The organism is Deinococcus terrestris (genome assembly GCF_009377345.1).
Taxonomy (GTDB): Bacteria; Deinococcota; Deinococci; order Deinococcales; family Deinococcaceae; genus Deinococcus; species Deinococcus terrestris.
On record NZ_WBSL01000003.1, the window covers coordinates 273,989 to 297,099 of the forward strand.

Genomic DNA, 23,111 nt, shown 5'->3' on the forward strand with positions numbered 1-23,111 from the left:
CACGGTTCACCCGGCCCTCGCCCCTGCGGCGGGGGCGTTTCGTTGCGCCGACGTGCTACTCCACCGCCACCAGCCGCAGCGTTCCCGTCTCGGCTGGGCCGTCGATGGTCAGCACTTCCAGGCGGCAGGGCAGGTCGTCGCGGCCGAGTTCGCGCACGAGATAGGTCAGGGCGGCCCGGTGCATCAGCGCGAGCTTGCGCGGGGTCACGCTCTCGGCGGCGTCCCCGAAGCGGGCCGAGCGGCGCTGGCGGACCTCGGTGAAAACGAGCACGTCGCCGTCGCGCGACACGAGGTCAATCTCACCGCCTGGGATGCGGTAGTTGCGGGCCAGGATCACCCGGCCAAGGTCCATGAGGTGCGCGGCGGCGCGGGCCTCGGCGTCCGCACCCTTCAGCCCTGCTCCTCGGGGTCGTGGCCCAGGTCGGCCAGCAGGTCGCGGTACAGGCGGGCGGCGTCGCGGCGCACGTCGTCGAGGGTGGCGTCGTCGTCTGCCAGCTCCAGCGCCGTCTCCAGGGCCCCCTCCAGCACGGCGGCGTAGATGGGCCAGCGGCCCTGCGGGGCAGCGGTGTCTTCCTGCTCCTCTTCCTCCGCGTTCCCGTCCTCCAGCCGTTCCAGCGCGTCCTCGGCGGCGGCCCGCTCGGCGTCGCGCTTGGAGCGGCCCTCGCCGTGGCCCAGCTCGCGGCCCCCGGCCCTCACGGTGACGCGAAAGGTGCGCTCGTGGGCGGGGCCTTCCGCCTCCGCGTCGAAGGTGGGGGTGCCGAGGCCCAGCGCCACGAGCCGCGCGATCAGGTCGCCCTTGGGATTCATCCTCCCAGGGTACATGTGCTCTGGGCCTGCGGCACGCGGGGCCGCCGCCTCCCGGTGGTGGGCGGGGTATGCTGACCTCCCGGAACAACCCGCGTTGCCCTGCCCTGCCCGCTCCCGGCGGCAAAGGTCCCATGCCGCGCGTGTCCCCGGAGGCTCCATGACCCAGACCGCTCCTGCCCCCCTTCCGCCCGCCCGCCGCCTTGTCCTGGGGCTGCAACACTCGGTCGCCATGTTCGGGGCGACGGTGCTCGTGCCCATCCTGGTCGGGCTGTCGCCCTCGGTGGCGCTCTTCGGGGCGGGGGTGGCGACGCTGCTCTTTCACCTGCTCACGCGCGGGCAGGTGCCCATCTTCCTGGGGTCGAGCTTTGCCTTCATCGCGCCCACCGCGCTGGTCGTCAAGGAGTTCGGCCCCGCCGCCGCCGGGGGAGGGCTGATCGCGGCCGGGGCGATGTACCTGCTGTTCTCCGGGCTGGTGCGGGTACTGGGGGCAGGGCGGCTGCTTCAGGTCTTTCCGCCCGTGGTGACCGGCCCCGTCATCATCGTGATCGGGCTGGGACTGTCCAGCGTGGCGGTGGATCAGGCCAAGACGAACTGGTGGCTGGCCCTCGTCACGCTGGGGACGTCGGTCGTGGCGAGCCTGTGGGGCCGGGGCCTTTTCCGGATGATTCCCATTCTGGTGGGCGTGGTGACGGGCTACCTCGTCTCGCTCGCCACCGGACAGGTGAGCCGGGAAGCGCTGGACGCGGTCGCGGCGGCCCCGCTGCTGGGCCTGCCGGACTTCCATGCCCCGGCCTTCGACTGGCGGGCGGTGGCGATCATCGCGCCCGTGGCGGTCGTGACCTTTATCGAGCATGTGGGTGACGTGATTGTGAACGGGCGGGTCGTGGGGAAGAACTTTCTGGAGAAGCCCGGCCTGAGCCGCACCCTCTTCGCGGACGGCGTCGCCAACATGAGTTCGGCAGCGTTGGGTGGCCCCGCCGCGACCACCTACGCCGAGAACACGGGCGTGCTGGCCCTGACCCGCGTGTACGACCCGCGCGTGATCCAGATCGGCGCGGTCTTCGCGGTCCTCTTCGGCTGCTCGCCCAAGCTGGCCGCTGTCCTTCGGAGTCTGCCCCAGGGCGTCCTGGGCGGTGTGTCCATCCTGCTGTTCGGCATGATCGCCTCGGTGGGCATCCGTACGCTGGCGGAAGCCAAGATCGACTTCGCGCACTCGCGCAACCTGATTATCGTCTCCTTGATTCTGGTGCTGGGGCTGGGCGGAGCGGCCTTTCCGGTCCATGTGGGGGGCACCAGCCTCACCCTGTCGGGGATGGCGCTCGCGGCCCTGGTGGGCATCGTGGCCAACCTGATCCTGCCCGCGCAGAGGTCGGAGGTGGACGGCGGTGAGACCGGGGAGGGAGAGCGGGTGCTGCACTAGCTGGGGCCAGAGTTCTACGCCGCCCGGCCTATGGCCTGCCCGCCGCCGCTGGACTACGGTAGGGCATGCTGCAAGCAGCGTTGGAATGGGCCGCCGGGGTCCTGGCCCCCAAAGGGCTCCACGTCAGCGGGCATGACGTGTGGGTGGCGCGTCCTGACCGCAGTGTCGCCTTGCTGCACACCGCACAGGGTCGGCGCTACGTTCTCAAGGCCGACGCCCAGGCAGGCGGGCTCACGCTGGAGGCAGAGCACGCCCGCCTGCTGCATGGCCTGGGGTTTCCGGTCGCTCTGCCGGGGGCGCACCGGGCGGGACCGCCGAGCTTGCTGCTAAGGGCCTTTCAGGAGGGACGGGGCCTGGACGCGTCCGCGACCCCGGAGCAGCGGCAGGCTGTGGGACGGCTGCTCAGAGCCCTCCACGACACGGGCGGGGGACGTTCCCCTCCGGGAGAGCAGTCCTGGGCGGCCTGGATGCTGGGGTGGTTGCAAGGCGTCTGGCACTTCTGGCAGGCCCAGCTCCCGGCGGCCCGTCACCGTGAAGCCCAGCTCGCGGAGTGGTTCCACAGGCTTGAACCCCTGCTGGCAGAGCGTGGGGGGCACCTGATCCTGATGGATGGGCGCCCAGAACATTTCCTGATCGCTGGCGACCGCCTGGAACTGATAGACGTGGCCGAGGTCCGCGCGGGAGACGCCTGGATGGATCTGGCCGTGATCTGGCTGTGGGAACGGGAGGTCTACCCGCAGGTGCTGGCAGGCTACTCTCCCGGTGTGCCCGAGCGGGCTGTGGGAGAAAGGCTGCTGCCGTTCTACGCCTTCTTGCGGGCTCTCTCTGCGGCCGAGTGGTGTACGGACCACGGGCCAGCCCATCTGGTGGCAGGTTTCCTGCGGGAAGCGGAGCACCTGCTGGACAGTCAGGGGAACGTGTAGGGGACGGGTCCATCTGCCGCCGGATGGCGGAGTGTCCTCATCCGCCTGACTTGGCGCCCGCTAAGGTGACCTCAGGCATGACCTCCGCGCCCAGTCCCCGCTACGTACCCCTCAAAGACGGGACGCGGCCCCTGGTCGTGGAGCGGCTGGAGCACTGGCAGTCTGCACCGGGACAGGTCTTTCGCCCGCACCGCCACGACTTTCAGGAACTGCTGTGGGTTCACGCGGGCCGGGCGCGGCACACCATCGACGGTCGGCCCGCCGAGCTGCGGCCCCCCAGCGTCACCCTGATCGCGCGGGGGCAGGTGCACGCCTTCGTGGACGGCGAGGGACTGGGGATGTACGTGGTGTCGTTCTCTGAGGAACTGCTCGCGGGACTGCCCGGCGCGGCAGGAGACCAGCTCCTCTTCAACTACGCCCCCGGTGACCAGACCCTCCCGGTATCGCCGGAGGTGCAGGCGCAGGCCCTGACGCTGCTGGGGCTGCTGCACGCCGAGTACGAGCGGGCGCGGGCGGGGGAGAGCGACCTCGCGCTGGCGCGGGTGCTGGTGCAGGGCCTGCTCGTGCTGGTGCGCCGGGCGGTGCAGGCGACGGGCGTGCTGGAACGGGAGGCGGCGGGGGCCGAGCTGCCCCGCTTCCTGGCCCTGCTGGAAGGGCGCTTCACCGAGTGGCACGAGGTGGGCCAGTATGCCCAGGCGTTGAACCTCTCGCCGCGCACCCTCTCGCGGGTGACGCACTCGGCGCTGGGCAAGCCCGCCAAGGAAGTCATTCAGGACCGCCGGGTGCTGGAAGCGCGGCGGCTCCTGGGTTTCACCACGCTGAGCGTCAAGGAGATCGCTGCGCGGCTGGGCTACGCCGACCCCTTCCACTTCAGCCGGGCGTTCAAGGGAGCGACCGGCCTCTCGCCGCAGGCCTACCGGGAGGACGGCCACCCGGACGGCGGCAGGGGTCCTTGAGCCGGACTTCATGTGCCCCCCGTTCGCGTAAACCCGCCGGGCGCCACCCCCCTGGGCGGGCTAGGCTGGACCATGCGCCGCCTGATCCTGTCTGCCCTGCTGGCCCTCGCGCCGGGTACGCTGGCCGCCGCCCAGCTCGCCCCGCCCCCGACCGTGCAGAGCATTCCTGCCACGCCGCTGCGGTCGGCGGCTCCGGCTGCCGCGACGGCCACCACTCCGGCCGTCGCCGTCCCCTTCCAGAACGGGCAGACGTGGCTGCTGGAGGGCCGCACCGACCGGGGCCGGGCCTTCCGGTCCGAACTCGTGCTGGGGCCGCTCCGGGTCGAGGAGCAGCGGCTCTTTCAAGAAGGGCTGCGGCAGGCGGGCGGCCTGGGACAGGGGGCGATCAACGCCGTTTTCGCCGGAACACCCCAGGGCGCGGGCGAGGCCCAGATCCTGATGGTGGCGAGGGCCGCCGACGAGTCCCTGGTGACGGTGATTCCCAATCCCTCGGTAGACGACCTGCTCGCGGACCCCGAGGCGGAGATGGAGGAGCTGACCTTCTGCTTCCTGCTGGCCGATCCAGGCGGGCGCAGCTTCAGCGGCCTCTCGCTGCGGATGCGCGAGGAAGGCGAGACCTACACGGTGACGGGCACGGTGGGCGGGACCGCCGGAACCGCTCAGCCCAACGGGCGTGAAGCGATGCTGACCGCCCTGCGCGGCATTTACGCGCCGCTGTTCGGCGTGGGCGAGTGCAAGCTGACCCGCCGCTGAGGTTCCAGAGGAGAGGGCCGCCCCGACACAGGGAGGCGGCCCTTGCCCCGCTGCGAGAAGCCTACCGCCGCCCCTTGCGCCGCACCTTCTGCCCCGGCACCGTCGCCTGCTTGAACTCCTTGCCCTGCAATTTGGCCTCGATGGCGCGAATCTGGTCGCGCAGCGAGGCGGCCCGCTCGAAGTCGAGGTCTTCCGACGCCTGCCACATGTCGAGTTCGAGGTCGGTGAGCTGGGCGGCCAGCGCGTCGCGGTCGTCGCCCACATTCTCGGAGCTGACCTCGTCTGGCTGTTCCTCGCCCCGAATCACGTCGCGCACGCCCTTGCGAACGGTGGTCGGCGTGATGCCGTGTTCCTCGTTGTAGGCGACCTGCTTCTCGCGGCGGCGACGGGTTTCCTCCATCGCGTATTCCATCGCCGGGGTCACCGTATCGCCGTAGAGAATCACCTCGCCGTTCACGTTGCGGGCCGCGCGGCCGATGGTCTGAATCAGCGCCCGCTCGCTGCGGAGGAAGCCCGGCTTGTCCGCGTCCAGAATCGCCACCAGCGAGACTTCCGGCAGGTCGAGGCCCTCGCGCAGCAGGTTGATGCCCACCAGCACGTCGTAGTGCCCCAGTCGCAGGTCGCGGATGATGACCTGCCGCTCCACGCTGTCGATGTCCGAGTGCATGTACCTCGCCTTGACGCCCTTTTCCAGCAGGTACTCGGTGAGGTCTTCGGACATGCGCTTGGTCAGGGTGGTGACCAGCGTGCGCTCGCCCTTCGCCGCCCGTTCGCGCACCCGGCCCAGCAGGTCCTCGATCTGGCCCTGAATTGGGCGTACGCTGACGGGCGGGTCCACCAGCCCGGTCGGGCGGATGATCTGGTCAGCCACCGAGTCGCTGACCTGCCGCTCGAAGGGGCCGGGGGTGGCCGAGACGAACACGGTCTGCCCAGTCTTGGACAGGAACTCGTCGAAGTTGAGGGGCCGGTTGTCCATTGCGGACGGCAGCCGGAAGCCGTAGTCCACCAGCGTCTGCTTTCGCGCCCGGTCGCCGTTCGCCATCCCGCCGATCTGCGGGACCGTCACGTGTGACTCGTCGATAAACGTCACGAAGTCGTCCGGGAAGTAGTCCAGCATGGTGTAGGGCATGGCCCCCGGCGTTCGCCCGTCGATGTGCCGCGAGTAATTCTCGATGCCCGAGCAGTAGCCCAGCACCTTGAGCATCTCCAGGTCGTAGAGGGTGCGCTCCTTGAGCCGCTGCGCCTCCAGCAGCTTGCCCACCGACTTGAAGTATTCGAGCCGTTGGTCCAGCTCCTCCTGAATCGTCACGATGGCCCGCTCGATATTGCCCGCCGAGGAGACGTAATGCTTGGCGGGGTAGATCACGGTCGCGTCAAGGTCGGCCAGCCGGTCTCCGGTGAGGGGATGAACCACAGAGATGCGCTCGATGTCGTCGCCCCACATCTCGATCCGCAGGGGCTGCTCGTCGTAGGCGGGCCAGACTTCGACCGTCTCGCCCTTGACCCGGAAGCGGCCCGGCATCATCTCAATATCGTTGCGCTCGTACTGCATGTTCACCAGCCGCCCCAGCAGCTCGTCGCGGGGCATGGCGCCGCCCTTTTTCAGCACTGCGTTGAGCGCCGTGTACTCCTTGGGGTCCCCCAGGCCGTAGATGCACGACACCGACGCCACCACGATGGTGTCGCGCCGCGTGAGCAGGCTGCGGGTGGTGGAGTGCCGCAGCCGCTCGATCTCCTGGTTGATGGCGGCGTCCTTCTCGATGAAGAGGTCCTTGCCCGGCACGTACGCCTCAGGCTGGTAGTAGTCGTAGTACGAGATGAAGAACTCGACCGCCGCGTCCGGGAAGAACTCGCGGAACTCGGAGGCGAGCTGCGCGGTCAGGATCTTGTTGGGCGCCATGATGAGGGCGGGGCGGCCCGTCTCCTCGATGACCTTCGCCATGGAGTAGGTCTTGCCGGTGCCCGTCGCCCCCAGCAGGGTCTGGAAGCGCAGGCCGGACTCCAGGCCATCGACCAGCGACCTGATGGCGGTGGGCTGGTCACCGGACGGTGTGAAGTCTGACTTGACCCGTAGCATCCCTCCAGTTTACGCCTCCAGCGTAAGGGGAAGGTAAGTGGGATGGCGGAGCCTCCTTGCTCTGCGCAGCGCGGGAGCCTGGGAGGGGGGAGGCGCGGCTGAGAGGAGTGCCCGACCCCCTGGCAAAGTGGAGGGAGCGGAGTGACAGGTCACTTGAACCGGGTCAAACTATCCCCCATGCCCACGGCCCTCAGCATCCCCACCCCGGCAGGTCATGCGCTCGCTGCCAGCCTGTACATGCCCGCCCAGCCGCCGGTCGGGGCAGTTCTGCTGGCTCCGGCAACGGGGATAGAACGGCGCTTTTACCATGCCTTCGCGGAGTACCTGGCAGGCGAGGGCTACGGCGTGCTGAGCTTTGATGTTCAGGGCATCGGGGAATCGCGGACAGGACACTTGCGCGACTGTCCGGCCTCGCTGGTCAGTTGGGGCGCGAACGATCTGCCTGCCGCCCTGGACGAGCTGACGCGGCAGGTTCCGGGCGCGAGGTACCACCTGATCGGCCACAGCGCGGGCGGGCAACTTGCCGGGCTGATGCCGAACGGGGAGCGGCTCTCCTCGCTGCTGGCGGTGGCGGGGTCGTCGGGCCGGATTGCGAACATGCCGCTGTCCTACCGCGCCCAGGCCGAGGCATTCATGCGGGTCATCATTCCCGCCAGCAACCGCGCCGTGGGATACTCGCGCACCGATCTGGTCGGGATGGGCGGTCCCCTGCCGCGCGAGGTCGGAGCGCAGTGGGCACGCTGGTGCCTGGGCCGGGGCTACGTGGAAACCGGCTTCGGGCGCGAGGTGGGCGAACATTTTTACGGCGCCCTGGACATTCCCAGCCTGTGGCTGAACGCTGCCGACGACGACATCGCCGTCACTGCCAACGTGGACGACATGATTCGTGTCTTCACGAAGATGGCCCTCCACGCCGAGAAGCGCACCCTTGTCCCTGCCGAGCATGGCCTGAGCCGCATCGGTCACATGGGCTTTTTCCGGCGCGAGTCGCGGACGCTGTGGCCCATCGCAGCGGAGTGGCTGGAGCGGCACGCGGGCGGGAACTCCTGACGCAAAAACTCCGCCACCTCCGTATCACCCCGCAACACGACCAGCCGCAGCCCTGGCACCGTTCGCAGTTGGGCCAGTTGCCATTCGGCCTGAGGAGGAAAGCCTCAGATGTCCAGCAGTAGCGCCTGCGAGGGCCACTTCGGGGGATGCTCGCCGTGCGGGTACGTGCCCAGCCGCTCGCGCCAGAAGGCCCGCCAGAGGCACCGCAGGCGCGGCAGCTTCAGGAAGATGACCGTATCGGCCCGGTACGCCCGCCGGAGGAGCGTGCTCGAAAAGTTCCCGTCCAGAATCCAGCGATCGCCCACGAGCGCGTCTGAGAGGCGCGACAGCCACCGCTCCCGCTCGACCGGCTTCCACCCCCTCTCCCAGTACAGGTCGTCGAGATGCACGAGGGGGAGGCCCGTGCGCTCTGCCAGCCGCTTGGCGAAGGTGCTCTTGCCCGCGCCGGGGCTGCCGACGATCAGGACGCGCTCCACTCCGGTTTCCTCGCCACGATGACCAGTTCGCCGCACCCCTCGCCCACGCGCTCCCCATGCCAGCTGCCGTAAACGCGCTCCACCTCGAATCCAGCGGCCCCGAGACTCCGGTGCAGTTCGGCCTCGGTGCGGAAGCGCAGGGTGCTGCGGTCCACGACCGTCTCCCCCGAGGCCAGAAAATGCGTGTAGCCCACGAAGGTCACGCGGCCATCTGCGACCCGCTCCACCCGCGTCCAGGTGTCCAGTTCCCGACCATCCGGCAGGATCAGGCGGTCGCGCTCATCGCCCGAATCCCACACCTCCCAGCCCCGCGCGGTCGGGTCGCGTGAATCGAAGACCAGCCGCCCACCGGGGACCAGGGCGCGGTGAAGCTGGCCCAGCACTCCAGCCCACTCCGCGTCCTCCACGAAAATCTGCGCGACGTGCGAGGTCATCAGCGCGAGGTCGAACGCGGCGCCCGGAGCGTCCTGCGCCGTGCCGTGAATCCAGTTCACGGCCTCCGCCCCCAGTTTCCGCCGCGCCGCGTCCAGGGAGGCGCGGGCGGGGTCGATGCCCGTGACCCGGTGCCCGGCCTGCGCCAGCGCCACCGTCAGGCGGCCCGTGCCGCAGCCCAGATCGAGGATGCGGCTGTCCGGCTGTTCGTTCGCCCGCGCCAGAAAAAAGTCGTCGTCGGCGCCCCAACGGTTCTGGAGGTCATAGAGGGGGACGAGGCGGGGGTCGTTGTATTCAGGATTCCCGGTCATGCCCGGCTCCGCTCGTCCACCACGAAATGCCGCACTTGCCCCGTCGGCACCCGCAGCAGCTCGGGCAGGCACAGCGGATAGACGGTGTGCTCGCCCAGTTCAGACAGCGGCAGCCAGCGCAGTTCCACGTCGGGATTGTCCCGCACCGGGCAGGGGGCGACGGGCAGGGCGGACGGCGAGATGCGGTAGTAAAAGCCCAGCTCGTGCGCGGGGGCGCCCTCCCAGTCGAAGAAGTTCTCGACCACCCCGGCCAGTTGCACCTCGCCCGCACCCAGGCCGGTTTCCTCGTGCCATTCGCGGCGGGCGGCGGCCTCGCTGCTCTCCCCGGCCTGCACCGCGCCGCCTGGAAGGGCCAGGAAGTCGGGATACCGGTGGTCCCAGCAGGTGAGCAGCCGCCCACCGTCCAGGCACAGCAGGGCCACGCGCAGGGCCAACAGGCCCCCACCGGGAAGCGGCAGTCTGAGATCGGTCACCGCGCCAGTGTGGGGCGGGGCCGGGCGCGGGAGCATCGGCCAGATGGCGGGGGAGGGGTCAGGCCTTCAATTCTTCCAGGGCGACCAACTGCAAGTCGAGAACGTCAGCTCCTCCCTCCCAACTCCTCCCCCAGGGCGTCCAGCTCGAGAGCGAATATCGCCGCCCGCTGCATCTCCTTGAGCCGGAAGGGAGCCAGTGAGGAAATGAAGTCGCCCAGGTCGTCTTTCGGGATGGTCTGGAGATTGTCCAGGCTGATCGCGCAGCGTTCCGGCACGCCGTCAAAGGTGTCTAGCACCACCTGTGAGGCGATGCCGCGCACCCGTGTGGTCAGGGGCGCGACCGTGACATTGCTCAGGTGGGGAATGAGTGCGTCACGGGTCAGGATGACGACGGGACGCCGCTTGTCCACGTCGCACCAGCAGATGTCGCCGCGCCTCCAGGCACGGGGCATCAGTCCCCCCAGGCCCGCCGCGCGGGGCGCCATACGTCGTCGTCCGGCTGTTCCAGGTGGCTCTGCCGGTGTTCTTCTTCCAACGCGCTGTTCCGGCGACGCTTCAGTTCTGCTTGCAGGGCCGCGCGGATAAAGGCGCTGCGGGTTTCCTGTCCTGCCGCTACAGCCTCGTCCACCGCCGCCAGCAGAGCGTCGTCGATGGTCATCTGCACGGTCTTCATGTGGATAACGTACCACATGAACATGTGGATAAATTCCTTGATGACGATTGAGGTTGTGTGGCCCACGAGGATTTCGGGAGGCCAGGCGCGGGAACCTTGGTCGGGGGTGGGCAGGAGCGGCGAGACCCAGCCCGAGGGGAAGGGAAAACGGCATGGCGCCAGAATCCGTATCAAGCCTCCAGTTCCCCCAGGGCGACCAGTCGCACGTCGGGAGCCAGGGCCAGGAGGGCTTGCTCCAGCGGCCCCTTGTGCGCCGCCCCGACCAGCGCCAGCACGCGCCCGCCGGGGTGCTGGGCGGTGGCAATCCGCAGCTAGGCCGCCATGAACAGGTTGCGGGCGTCCCAGTCGGCCACCTTGCTGCGGTGCTCGCCGCCGGGCAGAGGGTGACGCAGGTAACTCCCCACCTCCAGGTCCAAGCTCTGCTCGACGACCGCCGGGCTGTTGACGTAGCGCAGGTAGTGCCAGTAGTCGTCCGCCTCCCGCGCGGCCTGTCCCTGCTGGGGAATCTCCAGCATCATGGGATGGTTCTGGATGCTGGCGCGGGAGGGTTCGCTCTCCCAGAGCCGCTCGATGGCCGGGAGCTGCGGCTCGATGCGGGTATCCGTGAAATCGTCGAACGGGTAAAGGCGGCGGTGCCCCAGCGCCCGCGCCAGTGGCACGGCGATGCGGTGAACCTCGCCGGGGTGGGCCGCGTACTCGCGCAGCAGGCCGCCGAGCGGTTCCGGCAACGCGAGGTCGGGTGTCCAGGCCAGCAGCGCGTTGAACGGCTCCAGCGCCAGCACCCACGCGAGCACCCGCGCGGTGGGCGGGGTCTGGGGGTCCAGGGCCAGGGCCTCGGCGTCCCGGCGGGACCAGCCCCGCAGCGGGCGGGCGGCGGCTTCCAGGCGCAGGGCTGGGCCGAAACTGCTCCACTGCAACTTCAGGTACTCGCCGCCCTCGGTGCGGTAGCTCTGCACGCTCTCGCCGGGCAGGTTCTCGACACAGACCGCATCCGGCTTCCACCCTTCCAGCCGCTCCAGTGTGCGCCGCAGCGCCGAGTCGGGCGTCAACGTAGTCAGGTGGGCGCTACCCAGGATCAGGACTTCGGTGGGCAAGTCGGTGGGGGAGAGGAGCATGGGTCAGGTTACGGGTTGGCCTGCCCGCTGCCGAGCACTTCTGCGGCCACCTCCAGAAAGCTCCCCACCACTGGACTGACCTCCCCGCCGCCGCGCCACACGGCCACGATCTCGATCAGGGGTGCGTCCCGCACCGGGCGGTAGACCACGCCGGGCAGGGCCAGCGACTCGAAAAAGCGGATGGGCAAAAAGACGCCGATTCCCGCCGCGACCAGCGAGAGCAGGGTGGGCACCTCGATCGCTTCCTGCACCACCCCCGGCGTGTAGCCCGCACCCGAGGTCCAGCGCATGACCTGATCGAAGTAGGTCGCCCGCAGGTGCCGGGGGAAAAACACGAAGGGCTCGCCCGCGAGGTCCCCGATCTCCAACTCGGCCCGCGTCGCCAGCGGGTGCCCGGCGGGCAGCGCGGCCACCAGCGGCTGCCGCCACAGCGGACGCGAGCTGAGCGAGGGATCGCGCACGGGCAGCAGCATCAGCCCCAGGTCCACCGTGCCGCCGCGCAGCCCCGCCTCCTGCTCCTGGGCGGTGAGTTCGCGCAGGTCCACACTGACCTCCGGAAAGCGCTCGCGGAAGACCCGCACGATCTCCGGGAGGCCCCCGAACGCCAGCCCACTCACGAAGCCCAGCGTCAGCCGCCCGACCTCGCCCCGCGCCGCCCGCCGCGCCCCCTCGACCGTCTGCGCCGCGAGCGCGAGGGTCTGACGGGCGCCCACCAGAAACTCCTCCCCGGCGGGCGTGAGCTGTACCCGGCGGGTGGTCCGGCGCACCAGCGGCACGCCTACCTCGTCCTCCAGATTCTTGATGGAGTTCGACAGCGCCTGCTGCACCACAAAGACCCGCTCGGCGGCGCGGCCGAAGTGCCCCTCTTCCGCGAGGGCGACGAAGTGGCGGAGGTGCCGGAGTTCCATCACCGCCCAGCCTGCCACACCGACCACTGCGGGTGGTCAGTCCCTTCACTTTGCCCTGTTGGAAGCGGGCAATCGGGGGGCCTAGACTGACCGCATGACAACATCGCCGCCGAACCGTCCCCCGCGTGCGGGATTGCCGCCGCAGGAGCGCGAGAAGCTCAACGAGGTCGAGAAGCAGGAGTGGCTCGACTCGCTCGCCTACGTCTTCGCCGACGCGGGCGACGACCGGGCCGCGCAACTGCTCGAAGACCTCGACCACTACGCCTATTTCCACGGGGCGCCGATTCAGTTCAAGCAGAACACGCCGTACATCAACACCATCGACGCGGACGCGCAGCCCGATTACCCCGGCGACGCCGAGCTGGAGCGCAAGATTCGCAACGCGATCCGCTGGAACGCCGTGGCGATGGTCGTCAAGGCGAACAAGAAGAGTGACGGCATCGGCGGGCACCTCTCGACCTACGCGTCCTCGGCCGAGCTGCTGGAGGTGGGCTTCAACCACTTCTTCCGGGGGCACGGGGCCGGGCCGGACCGCGACCTGATCTTCTTCCAGGGGCACGCCAGCCCCGGCGTGTACGCCCGCTCCTTTCTGGAAGGCCGTTTCGACGAGGCGCGGCTGAACAACTTCCGGCGTGAGCTCAGCCCGAACGGCCCCGGCCTGTCCTCCTACCCGCACCCCTGGTTGATGCCCGACTACTGGGAGTTCCCGACTGTCAGCATGGGCCTCGGCCCCATCCAAGCGATCTATCAGGCCCGCTTCATCAAGTACCTGGAAAACCGGGGCCTGAAGCCGAAGGGGAACGCGAAGGTCTGGGCCTTCCTGGGCGACGGCGAGATGGACGAGCCGCAGTCGGTAGGGGCGCTCAGATTCGCCGCCTACGAGAACCTCGACAACATCGTCTTCGTCCTGAACGCCAACCTCCAGCGCCTCGACGGGCCGGTGCGGGCCAACTCCAAGGTGATTCAGGAGTTCGAGGCCCTGTTCCGGGGGGCAGGTTGGAACGTCATCAAGGTGGTCTGGGACTCCAAGTGGGACGAGCTGCTGGCGAAGGACTACAACGGCACCATCGTCAAGCGGTTCGAGGAACTGGTGGACGGCGAGTCGCAGCGCTACGCGGCCTTCGGCGGCAAGGAGCTGCGCGAGAAGTTCTTCAACACGCCCGAGCTTCAGGCACTGATCGAGGGCTGGTCCGACGCCGATCTCGAACTGCTCAACCGGGGCGGGCACGACATCCACAAGATTTACGCGGCCTACGACCGTGCCGTGAAGCATGAGGGCAGCCCGACCGTCATCATCGCCCGCACGGTGAAGGGCTACGGCCTGGGCGAGACGGCGCAGGCCCGCAACGTCGCCCACCAGGTCAAGAAGCTGGAATTCGACGCGCTCAAGACCCTGCGGACCCTGCTGGAACTGCCCCTCACCGACGAGCAGGTCGAACATCTGGACTTCTACCACCCCGGCGCGGACAGCCCCGAAATCAAGTACATGCTGGAGCGGCGGGAGGCGCTGGGCGGCTTTGTCCCTGAGCGGATCGTGGACTACCCCCACCCCACCGTCCCGACCGGCGAGTTCTACGAGGAATTCGCGGCCGGGAGCAAAGGCCGCGCGGTCAGCACCACGATGGCCGCCGTGCAGATCCTGAGCAAGCTGCTGCGCGACAAGGAGATCGGCAAGCTCGTCGTGCCCATCGTCCCCGACGAGGCCCGCACCTTCGGGATGGACGCGCTGGTGCCCCGCATCGGCATCTACTCGCCGCGTGGGCAGACCTACCAGCCCGTCGACTTCGGCTCGCTGATGGCCTACAAGGAGAGCACCGACGGCCAGATGCTCGAAGAAGGCATCACCGAGGACGGCGCGATGGCCTCGTGGATCGCGGCGGCGACAAGCTACGCCAACCACGGCGTGCCCACCATCCCCTTCTACGTCTTCTATTCCATGTTCGGGATGCAGCGCATCGGGGACCTGGTGTGGGCGGCCGCCGACCAGCGGGCACGCGGCTTCCTGTTCGGGGCGACGGCCGGGCGTACCACCCTGGCGGGCGAGGGCCTCCAGCACCAGGACGGCAACTCGCTGCTCCAGGCGTACGTCGTGCCCAACCTCAAGGTGTACGACCCCGCCTTCGCCTACGAGCTCGCCGTGATCGTGGAGGCGGGCATTCAGCGGATGTATGTGGACGGACTCGACGAGTTCTATTACGTCACCATCGACAACGAGAACGAGGTCCAGCCCCCCATGCCGGAAGACGGCCGCCCGCACGAGGAGATTCGAGACGGCATCCTGCGCGGGCTGTACCGCTTCCAGAAGAGCGGAAACACCAAGGCCAAGCTCCGCGCCCAGCTTCTCGCCAGCGGCCCGGCGATGGGCGCGGCGCTGGAAGCCGTCACGCTGCTGGAGGGCTACGGGGTCGCCGCCGATGTGTGGAGCGTCACCAGCTACAAGGAACTGCACCAGGACGCTCTGCTGACCCAGCGGCGCAACATGCTGCACCCGCAGGAGGAGCCGCGCCCCAGCTACGTCGCCTCGCAACTGAGCAAGGAGAACGCGCCCGGCGTGATCGTCTCGGTGAGCGACTACGTGAAGCTGGGCGCTGACGGCCTGAACGGGCACCTCGACCGCAAGGTCTGGACGCTGGGCACCGACGGCTTCGGGCGCAGTGAGGCCCGCGAGGAACTGCGCGACTTCTTCGAGGTGGATGCCAAGCATGTCGTGCTGGCGACCCTCTACGCCCTGCACCGCGACGGCAAGGTCAAGGGCGACGTGGTGGCGAGGGCCATCGCGGACCTCGGTATCGACCCCGAGCGGGAAGCCCCCGTCCTGCGTTAAGCCGTCAGCCATCAGCCTTCCGCGATCAGCTGCCTATGCTGATGGCTGATCGCTGAGAGCTGATGGCCCTCTCAAGCAAGGAGCGTCCAACATGGCGACAGAACTCAAATTGCCCGACGTGGGCGACAACATCGAACAGGGCACCGTGGTGACAGTCCTCGTGAAGCCGGGCGACACGGTCGAGGAAGGCCAGCCCATCATCGAGATCGAGACGGACAAGGCGGTCGTGGAGGTTCCGGCCAGCGCGGGCGGCACCGTCGAGGCCGTCAACGTGAACGTGGGGGACACCGTGCAGGTGGGCGGCGTGATTCTGACGCTGGGGGGCGGCACTTCGGCCCCGGCGAGCGATGGGGGAGGCGGCGACGCGCAGGGTGGGCAGACCCCCGCGCCCGGCACCCCCTCCGCTGAGCCGGACGCGCCGACGGTGGCAAGCGACCCCGACACCGCCAACCGGGTCGCGCAGGCGCAGATGGAGGCGCAGAAGGAGCAGGCGGGGACGGGCGGAGGCGCTTCAGTCGCCAGTTCCCAGTCGCCAGTCGCCACCGGTGGGGCGTCGGCGGGCGCTCAGGTCACCCTCCCCGACGTGGGCGACAACATCGAGCAGGGGACAGTGGTGACGGTGCTCGTCAAGCCGGGCGACCAGGTCAGCGAGGGCCAGCCCGTCATCGAGATCGAGACGGACAAGGCCGTGGTCGAGGTTCCGTCGAATGCGTCCGGCACCGTCGAGAGCGTGGGCGTGAACGTGGGTGACACCGTGAAGGTGGGCGGCGTGATTCTGACGCTGGGCGGCGGTCAGGCTTCGGCAGCCACAGCATCGGCCTCCGCTCCCGCTGCTGAACCCGACGTGTCGGCCACGGCTCCGCAGCCGGGCACCGCCAGCCGGGTCGCCCAGGCCCAGCAGGAGGCGCAGAAGGAGCAGGCCGGAAGCACGGGGAGCACACCGCCCACGGGCGAGCGCACGCCCACCCAGTCGGCCGCCACCCAGGCGCCCGGTGCCCAGCGGCCCTACGACACCCAGACCTACGACGGCCGCCAGATCATTCCCGCCGCGCCCAGCGTGCGCCGGATGGCCCGCGAGATCGGGGTGGACATCCACGACGTTCACGGTACGGGCATCGCCGGGCGCATCAGCGAGGAAGACGTGCGGCAGGCAGCCGGGGGCGGTCAGCGGCCAGCCGCCAGCACCCAGCCTGGGGCGGCCCCGGCCCCGGCCCCGGCTCCTGCGACTGCGGCGCCCGCGCCCGCCCAGGCCGCGCCCCTCCCCAACTTCGAGAAGTGGGGCAGCGTGCGCCGCGAGGACATGAGCGGCATCCGCAAGGCGACGATCCGCTCCATGACAACCTCGTGGACGACCATCCCGATGGTCACACACTTCGACAAGGCGGACGTGACCCGCATGGAGGAGACGCGCCGCCAGTTCGGGGCGCGGGTCGAGAAGGCGGGCGGCAAGCTCACCATGACCCACATCCTGATGAAGGTCGTGGCAAACGCCCTGCGGAAGTTCCCCAAGTTCGGCGCCTCGCTCGACCTGGCCGCGCAGCAGGTCATCTACAAGGAGTACGTCAACCTCGGTGTGGCGGTGGACACGCCCCAGGGCCTGCTCGTGCCCGTCCTCAAGGACGCTGACCGCAAGAGCATCACCGAGATCGTGCTGGAGCTGAGCGAACTGGCCGAACGCGCCCGCGAGCGTAAGCTCAAGCCCGACGAGATGCAGGGGGCGACCTTCACCATCTCCAATCTCGGCGGGATTGGGGGCACCGGCTTCACGCCTATCGTGAACAGCCCGGAAGTTGCCATTCTGGGCGTGTCGCGCGGAGGCATGGAGCCGGTCTGGGACAAGGAGACGGGGAGCTTTGAGCCCCGCAACATGCTGCCCCTCAGCCTAACCTACGACCACCGATTGATTGACGGCGCGGACGCGGCCCGCTTCCTGCGCTTCGTGTGCGAGACGCTGGAAGACCCGTTCCTGATCAGCCTGTAACCGTCGGCACGAGAAGCCCCCGCCGAGCCTCGGCGGGGGCTTCCCATTACAGGATTGTCAGCGGCCTTCGACGTCCTCGCGCAGTTCAGCCGGAGCGCCGGACGGCAGGTCACCGGGCTGTTCCCCGATGTGCGGCACCGTCTGCTGGCTGGGGGGGACATAGCCGGGGTTGGGGTCAATGGCCCCGCCCAGGCGGTCGTAGTTGCTCACCACGCTGGCGCTGACGCCCGCGTCGACTCCCGCCGGAATCAGGCGGTCCACGACCGTGCCGTCGATCCCGATGCCCGCGACCGTCTCGGCCCCGGCGTAATCGGGGGCCTGGGGGGCATGCTCCATCGCCTCCGGGTCGCGGGTGGCGAGGTGGTCGAACTGGTGCGTCACGGCGGCGGGATCGACCGGCGGGAGGGACACGTCCTTGCCCTCGTCGGCGCTGGCCACCCGGTCCTCGGTGGGCGTGGTGGTGTACACGCCCTGGTGCGTGTCTTTGGGGTCGTGGGTCTGAAAGCCCGTGCGGGAATCCGGCTGGCCCGTCAGCTCGTTCACGGGCATCGGGGTCTGGCGTTGGAGGTCCTCGTCGGGGCGGCCATCTCGGGGATCAGTCATAAACCCAGTGTCCGCCCGTGCACCCGGTGTCTGCCATTCCGGCTTCCTTGAGGCTCGTGCGCGGCGGGCCTCATGGGGTGATACGGATTCTGGCCCAGCAGTTCCTCGAACTGTTCAACCCGAGCGGACTTGCGGGGCTGCGAAGCAGAGCGAGCAGGACCCAAACGGTCGCCGGAAAAGGAGTTCCCCTGTCAGCGCTTTCCCGATTCGGGAACGGATGGGAAGGCAGCCGTAGGGGTCAGGACTGAGCTGGGGGGACCGCCATCCCTCCTCGCCTCAGCCGAGCAGCGCCCCCGCCAATCGGTCCGCTAGCGCCGCGTGCCCCTCCTCGCGGGCAAGGTCCGCCGCGTCCCGTCCGTCCGCCGTGTGGGCCGCCGGATCGGCCCCCGCCGCGAGCAGAAGTTCGGCCAGCTCGGCGTTGCCATTCTGCGCCGCCGCCATCAGCGGCGTGAAGGCGTCCTGCTGCGGGGCGTTGACGTCCGCTCGCGCCGCGATCAGTCGCCGGGCCAGGCCCGTGTGATTTCCAGCGGCGGCCGAGTGCAGGGGCCGCACCCGCATCGGGTTCTCGCTGGGCCGGTTCGGGTCCGCCCCGCGCTCCAGCAGTTCGGCGGCTGTCTCCTCGTGGCCGAAGAAGGCGGCCAGCCCCAGCGGGGAGAACCCGTCGGGGCTGAGGCCATTCACCCCCTCCGGGTCGGCGTCCAGATGGGCCTTGAGCGTGCCCACTTCCCCGGTGGCCGCCGCCTCGTACACGCTCAGCGGCGCTCCGGCCTCCACCAGCAGGCGCACGATCCGGGGACGAACGTAATACGCGGCGAAGAGGACGGGAGAGAGGCCGCTGGGGCTGCGGGCGGTCAGCAGTTCCGGTTCGGCCGCGATCAGGAGGCGCACCCCCTCCTCGTTGTTCGCGTGAATCGCCTGGAAAAGGGCCGTCTGGGCGTCGAGGGTCATGCGCCCCAGGGTAGCGGGGGCCAGAGCCTCCGCCCTGGCCCCCGCTCCGGCTGCGTGGTCAGCCCCGTGCCCGCACCACCATTGCGATGCCCATGCCGCCGCCGATACACAGGCTGGCGACCCCAGTCTCCTTGCCCGAGCGGCGCAGCGCGTGAATCAGGGTCACGAGCACGCGGGCGCCCGACGCCCCGATGGGATGCCCCAGCGCGATGGCCCCACCCGTCACGTTGACCTGCGCGGGGTCCACCCCGAGGTCGCGCACCACCGCGAGGCTCTGGGCGGCAAAGGCCTCGTTCAATTCGAAGAGGTCCACGTCACTGACGCTCATGCCTGCCCGCTCCAGCGCGACGGGCACGGCCTTCGCCGGACCAATGCCCATGATGCGGGGGTCCACCCCGATGGCCGCGTAACTCGTGATCTCGGCCAGGATGGGCAGGCTGTTCGCCCGCGCGTAGCCCTCGGTCGTCACGGCCAGCATCGCCGCGCCGTCGTTCAGGCCCGAGGCGTTTCCGGCCGTCACGGTGCCGTCCTTCTTGAAGGCGGGGCGCAGCTTGGCGAGCGTCTCGGCGGTGGTGCCGGGGCGCACGTACTCGTCTTTCTCGAAGAGGGTCGGTCCCTTCTTGCCGGGAACCTCGACAGGGATAACCTCGTCCACGAAGGCCCCCGACTCGGTGGCCGCCGCCGCCCGGCGCTGGCTTTCCACCGCAAACGCGTCCTGCTCCTCCCGCGAGAGGTTCCAGTCCTCGGCGATGTTCTCGGCGGTGATGCCCATGTGCACGTCGTGGAACACGTCGGTCAGGCCGTCCGAGAGGATGGAGTCGAGCGCCTGCACATGCCCCAGGCGGTAGCCCTGCCGGGCGCGGGGGAGCAGAAAGGGGGCGCCGCTCATGCTCTCGGTGCCGCCCGCGAGGTAGAGCTGACCGTCGCCCGATTTCAAGCCCTGCACGGCGCTCACGACCGCCTGGAGGCCCGAGCCGCAGACCCGGTTGACCGTCTGCCCCGGCACGTGGTGGGGCAGGCCGGACTTGATGGCGATCTGCCGCGCCACATTCATGCCCTGTCCGGCTTGCAACACGTTGCCGACGATCACGTCCGCGACCTCGTCCGGGTTCACGCCTTCCAGGATCGCCCGCGTCGCCGTCACGCCGAGGTCCACCGCCGAGACGTCCGCGAGGGTGCCCATGAAGCTGCCGATGGGCGTGCGCCGCGCCGCCGTAATGACTAGAGTGTCTGCCTTGCTCATGGGGGCAATCTAACGCGGGGGCGTCACTGCCCGGCCGGGTCGTCCCTGCCCCCCGAACAGCTCCGGCGCCCGAACGGCTCCAGTACGCTGCCTGCATGACCCGGCCTGTCCCGCACACCCGCGCCAACTACCCCCACCACCACCCCACCCCGACCCGCTGGGCCGACAACGACGTGTACGGCCACGTCAACAATGTCACCTATTACGCCTATTTCGACACCGCCGTGAACGCCTACCTCGCTGCGCGGAGGGCTCTGGACGTGCAGGCGGGGGCCGTGATCGGGCTGGTCGTGGAGACGGGCTGCGCCTTTTTCGCCCCGGCCGCTTTTCCGGACCTCCTGAGCGTGGGCGTGCGCGTGGCGCACCTCGGGCGCAGCAGCGTGCGCTATGAGCTGGCGGTCTTCCGGGAGGGAGAGGACGCGGCCTGCGCCCAGGGGCATTTCGTGCATGTGTACGTGGACCGGGGAACGAGGCGGCCGGTGCCGCTGCCGGACTCCCTGCTCACCGCGTTGGACTCCCTGCTCACCGGCAAGTAATGCCCTGGTAATGGGGGTGGGTGACCCTGAGCCCATAGAGGCACGGGGCGTGTTCCCAGGAGTGATTTCACGGAAGCCCTCAGCCTCGTATCCCAGGAGGAGATTCCTATGACTGCCCCGACATCTGCCCCCACCCGCATCGTCACCGAGCCCGGCATCTCGCAGTTTCTGTTCGCCGACACCCGCCTCGCGCCCCTGTGGGCCATCCTGCGCATCTACGTCGGCTGGCAATGGCTGAACGCCGGTTGGCACAAGGTCACCGATCCCGCCTGGGTCGGTCCGCAGGCTGGAACCGCCGTGACCGGCTTCCTGCAAGGTGCCCTGGCCAAGACCACGGGCGAGCGGCCCTCGGTGTCGGGCTGGTACGGCTCGTTCATCGAGAACTTTGCCCTGCCCAACGCGACCCTGTTCTCCTACCTCGTGGCCTTCGGGGAGGTGGCGGTGGGCATCGCCCTGATCCTGGGCCTGCTGACGGGCGTCGCCGCCTTCTTCGGCGGCCTGATGAACGCGAACTTCCTGCTCGCGGGGACCCTCTCGAGTAACCCCATCCTGTTCATCCTGGCCACCTGGCTGGTGCTGGCGTGGCGGGTGGCCGGATGGTGGGGCCTGGACCGCTGGGTGCTGCCGAAGCTCGGCGTGATCAGTGTCCCCAGGCAGAAGGTCCGCGACATTCAAGTTCCTCAGCCCCCACGCACCACTTAAGATCCTGCCAGGAAGCCGCCCACCCGTTGAGAGGTGGGCGGCTTCCTGGTTGCTCAGACTGGTCAGCGGCGCCCAGCCCGCCAGACCGCCCACATCAGCAGCGGTTGGAGGGGCAAGCGTGCCCACAGCGCCCACCCCGGCAGGGGCTGGAAGCGCTGTGGGTGCTGCGCCATATGCACGTTTGCGGGAAAGACGGCGGCCAGCAGCGCGAGCAGGCCCCAGCGGGCCGCAGGCCGGGTCGCCGGGTGCAGCAGTCCCAGCCCGCCCACGACCTCAGCCGCGCCGCTGAGCAGGGTGGCCGTTCGGGCGGGGATGGGCAGCCCCGGCGGCACGATCCGGTCGAAGGGACGCGGAGCGATGAAATGCAGGGCGCCCGCCCCCACGAACAGCGCCGCGAGGGCCAGCACGCCGGGGGTGGGGCGGGAGACTTCGGTGGTCATGGAGAGCCCTCCAGTCTGGCATGGAGAAGGGCCAGACCTGAGAGCCTGACCCTGTGTGTGATCGCGTTCAGCCCTGGTTGCTCGCGGGAACGCTGCGGGCTTCCTCTACGTCCTGCTGCTCCTTGTGGCCGTCGTGCTCGGTGTTGCGGGCACCTCCCGCCTCGCGGTCGTTGACGCCCTTGAAGGAAGGCTTGCCGCCTTTGTCGCGCTCGTGGACTTCCTTGCTGTTGCGCTCGTACTCCCCAGGCTGGCTGGTGTGGCCCTTGTTCTTGTCGTCTTTGTCCGGCATGGGGGCAGCCTGACAGTCCGCCCGGCGTGGCAGCCGCCGAAAACCTCAAGCCGGATTTAGAGATGGCGCGGCGCCGTGGGGGAGGCGGCCTCACTCCGGCGCGACGTAGACGTGCAAGGAGGCGTCCGTCCCCTGCGCGACCTGCCAGGCGTCGGGTACGGTGGCGACCCGGTGCCAGCCCAGCCGGTCGTACAGGGCGACGGCGGCCAGCGACTCCGTGTCCACGTCAAGGGCGGCCAGGAGGCCCAGGCGCCGCGCCTCCTCGCGGGCCGTGGTCAGCAGCGCCGCCCCCAGCCCCACGCCCCTTGCGGCGGGCACCACGAACAGCCGCGCTGCGAAGGCCAGCCCCTGCACCGGGAGGCCCGTCGCTACCGCCGCCGCCTGCGCCGTGGCGTCGGCAGGTGGAGGGCGCAGGAGGACGTGGCCGCTGACCTCGCTGCCCGGCACGGCAGCCACCCACGCGCCCAGGGCTCCGGCAGGCTGGAACCACGCGGCCGGGTCGGCGGGCCAGCGCCGGGGGTAGCCTTCCGCCTCATGAACCGCCCGCAGCGCCCGCTCCAGCGCGGGGAAGTCGGCTGGCGTGCGGGGGCGGATCACAGCCGGGGCAGGGTCACGCCTTGCTGCCCCTGGTATTTGCCGCCCCGGTCGCCATACGTCACTTCTGGCCGCTCGCCTTCAAAAAACAGGAGCTGCACGCAACCCTCGAAGGCGTACATCTTGGCCGGGAGGGGCGTGGTGTTGGAAAACTCCAGCGTGACATGGCCCTCCCAGCCGGGCTCTAAAGGCGTCACATTTGCCACAATGCCCACACGCGCATACGTGCTTTTTCCCAGGGCCACGACCATGACATTCTCCGGGATTTTCATATATTCCACGCTGCGGGCCAGGACAAACGAGTTCGGCGGAATGATGATCTCCGGCGCCGTGATGTCGATAAAGGCCCGCTCGTCGAACGCCTTGGGGTCCACGATGGTGTTGCCGTGCGCGTTGGTAAACACCTTCCACTCGTCGGCGCAGCGCAGGTCGTAGCCGAAGCTGGACAGGCCATAGCTGATCACGTGGCCCTGCTTGGCGGTGCGGACCAGCCGGTCCTCGAAGGGCTCGATCATGCCCGCGTGGGCCAGCTCGCGGATGCGCCAGTCGGGAAGGATGCTCATGCGCCGCATGGTAG

The 23,111-nt window shown here is 69.4% G+C and carries 26 protein-coding genes; 9 read left to right on the forward strand and 17 right to left on the reverse strand.

Annotated features, from left to right (window positions below; genetic code table 11):
• Positions 1-55: 55 nt before the first annotated feature.
• Positions 56-394 (reverse strand): YraN family protein, encoded by a 339-nt coding sequence (locus tag F8S09_RS09735; protein WP_152871344.1) that lies wholly within the window; start codon positions 392-394, stop codon positions 56-58.
• Complete coding sequence (locus F8S09_RS09740; protein ID WP_152871280.1) at positions 391-807, reverse strand: putative dsRNA-binding protein; 417 nt, start codon at positions 805-807, stop codon at positions 391-393. Before F8S09_RS09740 ends, F8S09_RS09735 begins: the two co-directional genes overlap by 4 nt.
• Positions 808-964: 157 nt before the next feature.
• On the opposite strand from F8S09_RS09740, the gene F8S09_RS09745 reads away from it, so the two are divergent.
• From F8S09_RS09745 to F8S09_RS09760, 4 genes are all read left to right on the forward strand, one after another.
• On the forward strand, positions 965-2,227 hold the full coding sequence (locus F8S09_RS09745; RefSeq protein WP_152871281.1) for a uracil-xanthine permease family protein: 1,263 nt from the start codon (positions 965-967) through the stop codon (positions 2,225-2,227).
• 65 nt (positions 2,228-2,292) lie between these two features.
• Positions 2,293-3,150: an aminoglycoside phosphotransferase/kinase family protein gene (locus tag F8S09_RS09750; protein WP_152871282.1), complete on the forward strand. Its 858-nt coding sequence runs from the start codon at positions 2,293-2,295 to the stop codon at positions 3,148-3,150.
• A 77-nt stretch (positions 3,151-3,227) separates the two neighbouring features.
• On the forward strand, positions 3,228-4,106 hold the full coding sequence (locus F8S09_RS09755) for a helix-turn-helix domain-containing protein (protein ID WP_194165292.1): 879 nt from the start codon (positions 3,228-3,230) through the stop codon (positions 4,104-4,106).
• 72 nt (positions 4,107-4,178) lie between these two features.
• On the forward strand, positions 4,179-4,859 hold the full coding sequence (locus F8S09_RS09760) for a hypothetical protein (RefSeq protein ID WP_152871284.1): 681 nt from the start codon (positions 4,179-4,181) through the stop codon (positions 4,857-4,859).
• Positions 4,860-4,920: 61 nt separating this feature from the next.
• Here the strand turns inward: F8S09_RS09760 and uvrB are convergent, their stop codons facing one another.
• Positions 4,921-6,936 carry an excinuclease ABC subunit UvrB gene (gene uvrB / locus F8S09_RS09765; protein WP_152871285.1) on the reverse strand — a complete coding sequence of 672 codons (2,016 nt, stop codon included), beginning with the start codon at positions 6,934-6,936 and terminating at the stop codon, positions 4,921-4,923.
• Positions 6,937-7,113: 177 nt separating this feature from the next.
• Between uvrB and F8S09_RS09770 the strand changes: the two genes are divergently transcribed.
• Positions 7,114-7,986, forward strand: a complete 873-nt coding sequence (locus F8S09_RS09770; RefSeq protein WP_152871286.1) for an alpha/beta hydrolase family protein — start codon at positions 7,114-7,116, stop codon at positions 7,984-7,986.
• Positions 7,987-8,090: 104 nt separating this feature from the next.
• On the opposite strand, the gene F8S09_RS17995 is transcribed toward F8S09_RS09770, so the two are convergent.
• The 7 genes from F8S09_RS17995 to F8S09_RS09805 all read right to left on the reverse strand — a co-directional run bounded on the left by F8S09_RS17995 (position 8,091) and on the right by F8S09_RS09805 (position 12,374).
• Positions 8,091-8,462 (reverse strand): AAA family ATPase, encoded by a 372-nt coding sequence (locus tag F8S09_RS17995; RefSeq protein WP_227978605.1) that lies wholly within the window; start codon positions 8,460-8,462, stop codon positions 8,091-8,093.
• Positions 8,447-9,205 (reverse strand): class I SAM-dependent methyltransferase, encoded by a 759-nt coding sequence (locus F8S09_RS09780; protein WP_152871287.1) that lies wholly within the window; start codon positions 9,203-9,205, stop codon positions 8,447-8,449. Before F8S09_RS09780 ends, F8S09_RS17995 begins: the two co-directional genes overlap by 16 nt.
• On the reverse strand, positions 9,202-9,678 hold the full coding sequence (locus F8S09_RS09785) for an NUDIX hydrolase (RefSeq protein ID WP_194165293.1): 477 nt from the start codon (positions 9,676-9,678) through the stop codon (positions 9,202-9,204). Before F8S09_RS09785 ends, F8S09_RS09780 begins: the two co-directional genes overlap by 4 nt.
• A 104-nt stretch (positions 9,679-9,782) precedes the next feature.
• Entirely contained in the window at positions 9,783-10,130 is a 348-nt protein-coding gene (locus F8S09_RS09790) for a type II toxin-antitoxin system PemK/MazF family toxin (RefSeq protein WP_194165294.1), read from the reverse strand.
• The gene (locus F8S09_RS09795) at positions 10,130-10,351 is read right to left on the reverse strand and encodes a ribbon-helix-helix domain-containing protein (protein WP_194165295.1); all 222 of its coding nucleotides are present in this window, start codon (positions 10,349-10,351) and stop codon (positions 10,130-10,132) included. The genes F8S09_RS09790 and F8S09_RS09795 overlap by 1 nt, the downstream gene beginning before the upstream one ends.
• A gap of 311 nt (positions 10,352-10,662) precedes the next feature.
• Entirely contained in the window at positions 10,663-11,466 is an 804-nt protein-coding gene (locus F8S09_RS09800; protein WP_152871291.1) for a hypothetical protein, read from the reverse strand.
• An 8-nt stretch (positions 11,467-11,474) separates the two neighbouring features.
• Complete coding sequence (locus tag F8S09_RS09805; protein WP_152871292.1) at positions 11,475-12,374, reverse strand: LysR family transcriptional regulator; 900 nt, start codon at positions 12,372-12,374, stop codon at positions 11,475-11,477.
• A gap of 94 nt (positions 12,375-12,468) precedes the next feature.
• On the opposite strand from F8S09_RS09805, the gene aceE reads away from it, so the two are divergent.
• Both aceE and F8S09_RS09815 read left to right on the forward strand, forming a co-directional pair.
• Positions 12,469-15,198 (forward strand): pyruvate dehydrogenase (acetyl-transferring), homodimeric type, encoded by a 2,730-nt coding sequence (gene aceE / locus F8S09_RS09810; RefSeq protein ID WP_152871293.1) that lies wholly within the window; start codon positions 12,469-12,471, stop codon positions 15,196-15,198.
• A gap of 91 nt (positions 15,199-15,289) precedes the next feature.
• The gene (locus F8S09_RS09815) at positions 15,290-17,179 is read left to right on the forward strand and encodes a 2-oxo acid dehydrogenase subunit E2 (RefSeq protein ID WP_152871294.1); all 1,890 of its coding nucleotides are present in this window, start codon (positions 15,290-15,292) and stop codon (positions 17,177-17,179) included.
• A gap of 57 nt (positions 17,180-17,236) precedes the next feature.
• Here the strand turns inward: F8S09_RS09815 and F8S09_RS09820 are convergent, their stop codons facing one another.
• The 3 genes from F8S09_RS09820 to F8S09_RS09830 form a co-directional block, all read right to left on the reverse strand.
• Complete coding sequence (locus F8S09_RS09820) at positions 17,237-17,782, reverse strand: hypothetical protein (protein ID WP_152871295.1); 546 nt, start codon at positions 17,780-17,782, stop codon at positions 17,237-17,239.
• A 276-nt stretch (positions 17,783-18,058) separates the two neighbouring features.
• Positions 18,059-18,730 carry an ankyrin repeat domain-containing protein gene (locus F8S09_RS09825; RefSeq protein WP_152871296.1) on the reverse strand — a complete coding sequence of 224 codons (672 nt, stop codon included), beginning with the start codon at positions 18,728-18,730 and terminating at the stop codon, positions 18,059-18,061.
• Positions 18,731-18,788: 58 nt separating this feature from the next.
• The gene (locus F8S09_RS09830; protein ID WP_152871297.1) at positions 18,789-19,973 is read right to left on the reverse strand and encodes an acetyl-CoA C-acetyltransferase; all 1,185 of its coding nucleotides are present in this window, start codon (positions 19,971-19,973) and stop codon (positions 18,789-18,791) included.
• A gap of 95 nt (positions 19,974-20,068) precedes the next feature.
• Here F8S09_RS09830 and F8S09_RS09835 point away from each other — a divergent pair, with 95 nt between their 5' ends.
• Positions 20,069-20,509 (forward strand): acyl-CoA thioesterase, encoded by a 441-nt coding sequence (locus F8S09_RS09835; RefSeq protein ID WP_152871298.1) that lies wholly within the window; start codon positions 20,069-20,071, stop codon positions 20,507-20,509.
• A 108-nt stretch (positions 20,510-20,617) separates the two neighbouring features.
• Positions 20,618-21,211, forward strand: coding sequence for a DoxX family membrane protein (locus F8S09_RS09840; RefSeq protein ID WP_152871299.1), 594 nt, complete (start codon positions 20,618-20,620; stop codon positions 21,209-21,211).
• 62 nt (positions 21,212-21,273) lie between these two features.
• Here the strand turns inward: F8S09_RS09840 and F8S09_RS09845 are convergent, their stop codons facing one another.
• From F8S09_RS09845 to dcd, 4 genes are all read right to left on the reverse strand, one after another.
• Positions 21,274-21,651 (reverse strand): DoxX family protein, encoded by a 378-nt coding sequence (locus F8S09_RS09845; RefSeq protein ID WP_152871300.1) that lies wholly within the window; start codon positions 21,649-21,651, stop codon positions 21,274-21,276.
• 67 nt (positions 21,652-21,718) lie between these two features.
• Positions 21,719-21,940, reverse strand: a complete 222-nt coding sequence (locus F8S09_RS09850; RefSeq protein ID WP_152871301.1) for a hypothetical protein — start codon at positions 21,938-21,940, stop codon at positions 21,719-21,721.
• 90 nt (positions 21,941-22,030) lie between these two features.
• Positions 22,031-22,537 carry a GNAT family N-acetyltransferase gene (locus F8S09_RS09855; protein ID WP_322618696.1) on the reverse strand — a complete coding sequence of 169 codons (507 nt, stop codon included), beginning with the start codon at positions 22,535-22,537 and terminating at the stop codon, positions 22,031-22,033.
• On the reverse strand, positions 22,534-23,097 hold the full coding sequence (dcd, locus tag F8S09_RS09860; RefSeq protein ID WP_152871302.1) for a dCTP deaminase: 564 nt from the start codon (positions 23,095-23,097) through the stop codon (positions 22,534-22,536). The genes F8S09_RS09855 and dcd overlap by 4 nt, the downstream gene beginning before the upstream one ends.
• Positions 23,098-23,111 lie beyond the last annotated feature (14 nt).

What these genes read in the sequence shown, in the direction of transcription:
- F8S09_RS09815 (WP_152871294.1), top strand. Translation starts at nt 15,290, where the DNA reads ATGGCGACAGAACTCAAATTGCCCGACGTGGGCGACAACATCGAACAG.
- F8S09_RS09845 (WP_152871300.1), bottom strand. Translation starts at nt 21,651, where the DNA reads ATGACCACCGAAGTCTCCCGCCCCACCCCCGGCGTGCTGGCCCTCGCG.
- F8S09_RS09790 (WP_194165294.1), bottom strand. Translation starts at nt 10,130, where the DNA reads ATGCCCCGTGCCTGGAGGCGCGGCGACATCTGCTGGTGCGACGTGGAC.
- F8S09_RS09800 (WP_152871291.1), bottom strand. Translation starts at nt 11,466, where the DNA reads ATGCTCCTCTCCCCCACCGACTTGCCCACCGAAGTCCTGATCCTGGGT.
- F8S09_RS09835 (WP_152871298.1), top strand. Translation starts at nt 20,069, where the DNA reads ATGACCCGGCCTGTCCCGCACACCCGCGCCAACTACCCCCACCACCAC.
- F8S09_RS09780 (WP_152871287.1), bottom strand. Translation starts at nt 9,205, where the DNA reads ATGACCGGGAATCCTGAATACAACGACCCCCGCCTCGTCCCCCTCTAT.
- uvrB (WP_152871285.1), bottom strand. Translation starts at nt 6,936, where the DNA reads ATGCTACGGGTCAAGTCAGACTTCACACCGTCCGGTGACCAGCCCACC.
- F8S09_RS09745 (WP_152871281.1), top strand. Translation starts at nt 965, where the DNA reads ATGACCCAGACCGCTCCTGCCCCCCTTCCGCCCGCCCGCCGCCTTGTC.
- F8S09_RS09830 (WP_152871297.1), bottom strand. Translation starts at nt 19,973, where the DNA reads ATGAGCAAGGCAGACACTCTAGTCATTACGGCGGCGCGGCGCACGCCC.
- dcd (WP_152871302.1), bottom strand. Translation starts at nt 23,097, where the DNA reads ATGAGCATCCTTCCCGACTGGCGCATCCGCGAGCTGGCCCACGCGGGC.
- F8S09_RS09825 (WP_152871296.1), bottom strand. Translation starts at nt 18,730, where the DNA reads ATGACCCTCGACGCCCAGACGGCCCTTTTCCAGGCGATTCACGCGAAC.
- F8S09_RS09755 (WP_194165292.1), top strand. Translation starts at nt 3,228, where the DNA reads ATGACCTCCGCGCCCAGTCCCCGCTACGTACCCCTCAAAGACGGGACG.
- F8S09_RS09805 (WP_152871292.1), bottom strand. Translation starts at nt 12,374, where the DNA reads ATGGAACTCCGGCACCTCCGCCACTTCGTCGCCCTCGCGGAAGAGGGG.
- F8S09_RS09795 (WP_194165295.1), bottom strand. Translation starts at nt 10,351, where the DNA reads ATGAAGACCGTGCAGATGACCATCGACGACGCTCTGCTGGCGGCGGTG.
- F8S09_RS09750 (WP_152871282.1), top strand. Translation starts at nt 2,293, where the DNA reads ATGCTGCAAGCAGCGTTGGAATGGGCCGCCGGGGTCCTGGCCCCCAAA.
- F8S09_RS09770 (WP_152871286.1), top strand. Translation starts at nt 7,114, where the DNA reads ATGCCCACGGCCCTCAGCATCCCCACCCCGGCAGGTCATGCGCTCGCT.
- F8S09_RS09740 (WP_152871280.1), bottom strand. Translation starts at nt 807, where the DNA reads ATGAATCCCAAGGGCGACCTGATCGCGCGGCTCGTGGCGCTGGGCCTC.
- F8S09_RS09840 (WP_152871299.1), top strand. Translation starts at nt 20,618, where the DNA reads ATGACTGCCCCGACATCTGCCCCCACCCGCATCGTCACCGAGCCCGGC.
- F8S09_RS09850 (WP_152871301.1), bottom strand. Translation starts at nt 21,940, where the DNA reads ATGCCGGACAAAGACGACAAGAACAAGGGCCACACCAGCCAGCCTGGG.
- F8S09_RS09820 (WP_152871295.1), bottom strand. Translation starts at nt 17,782, where the DNA reads ATGACTGATCCCCGAGATGGCCGCCCCGACGAGGACCTCCAACGCCAG.
- aceE (WP_152871293.1), top strand. Translation starts at nt 12,469, where the DNA reads ATGACAACATCGCCGCCGAACCGTCCCCCGCGTGCGGGATTGCCGCCG.
- F8S09_RS09760 (WP_152871284.1), top strand. Translation starts at nt 4,179, where the DNA reads ATGCGCCGCCTGATCCTGTCTGCCCTGCTGGCCCTCGCGCCGGGTACG.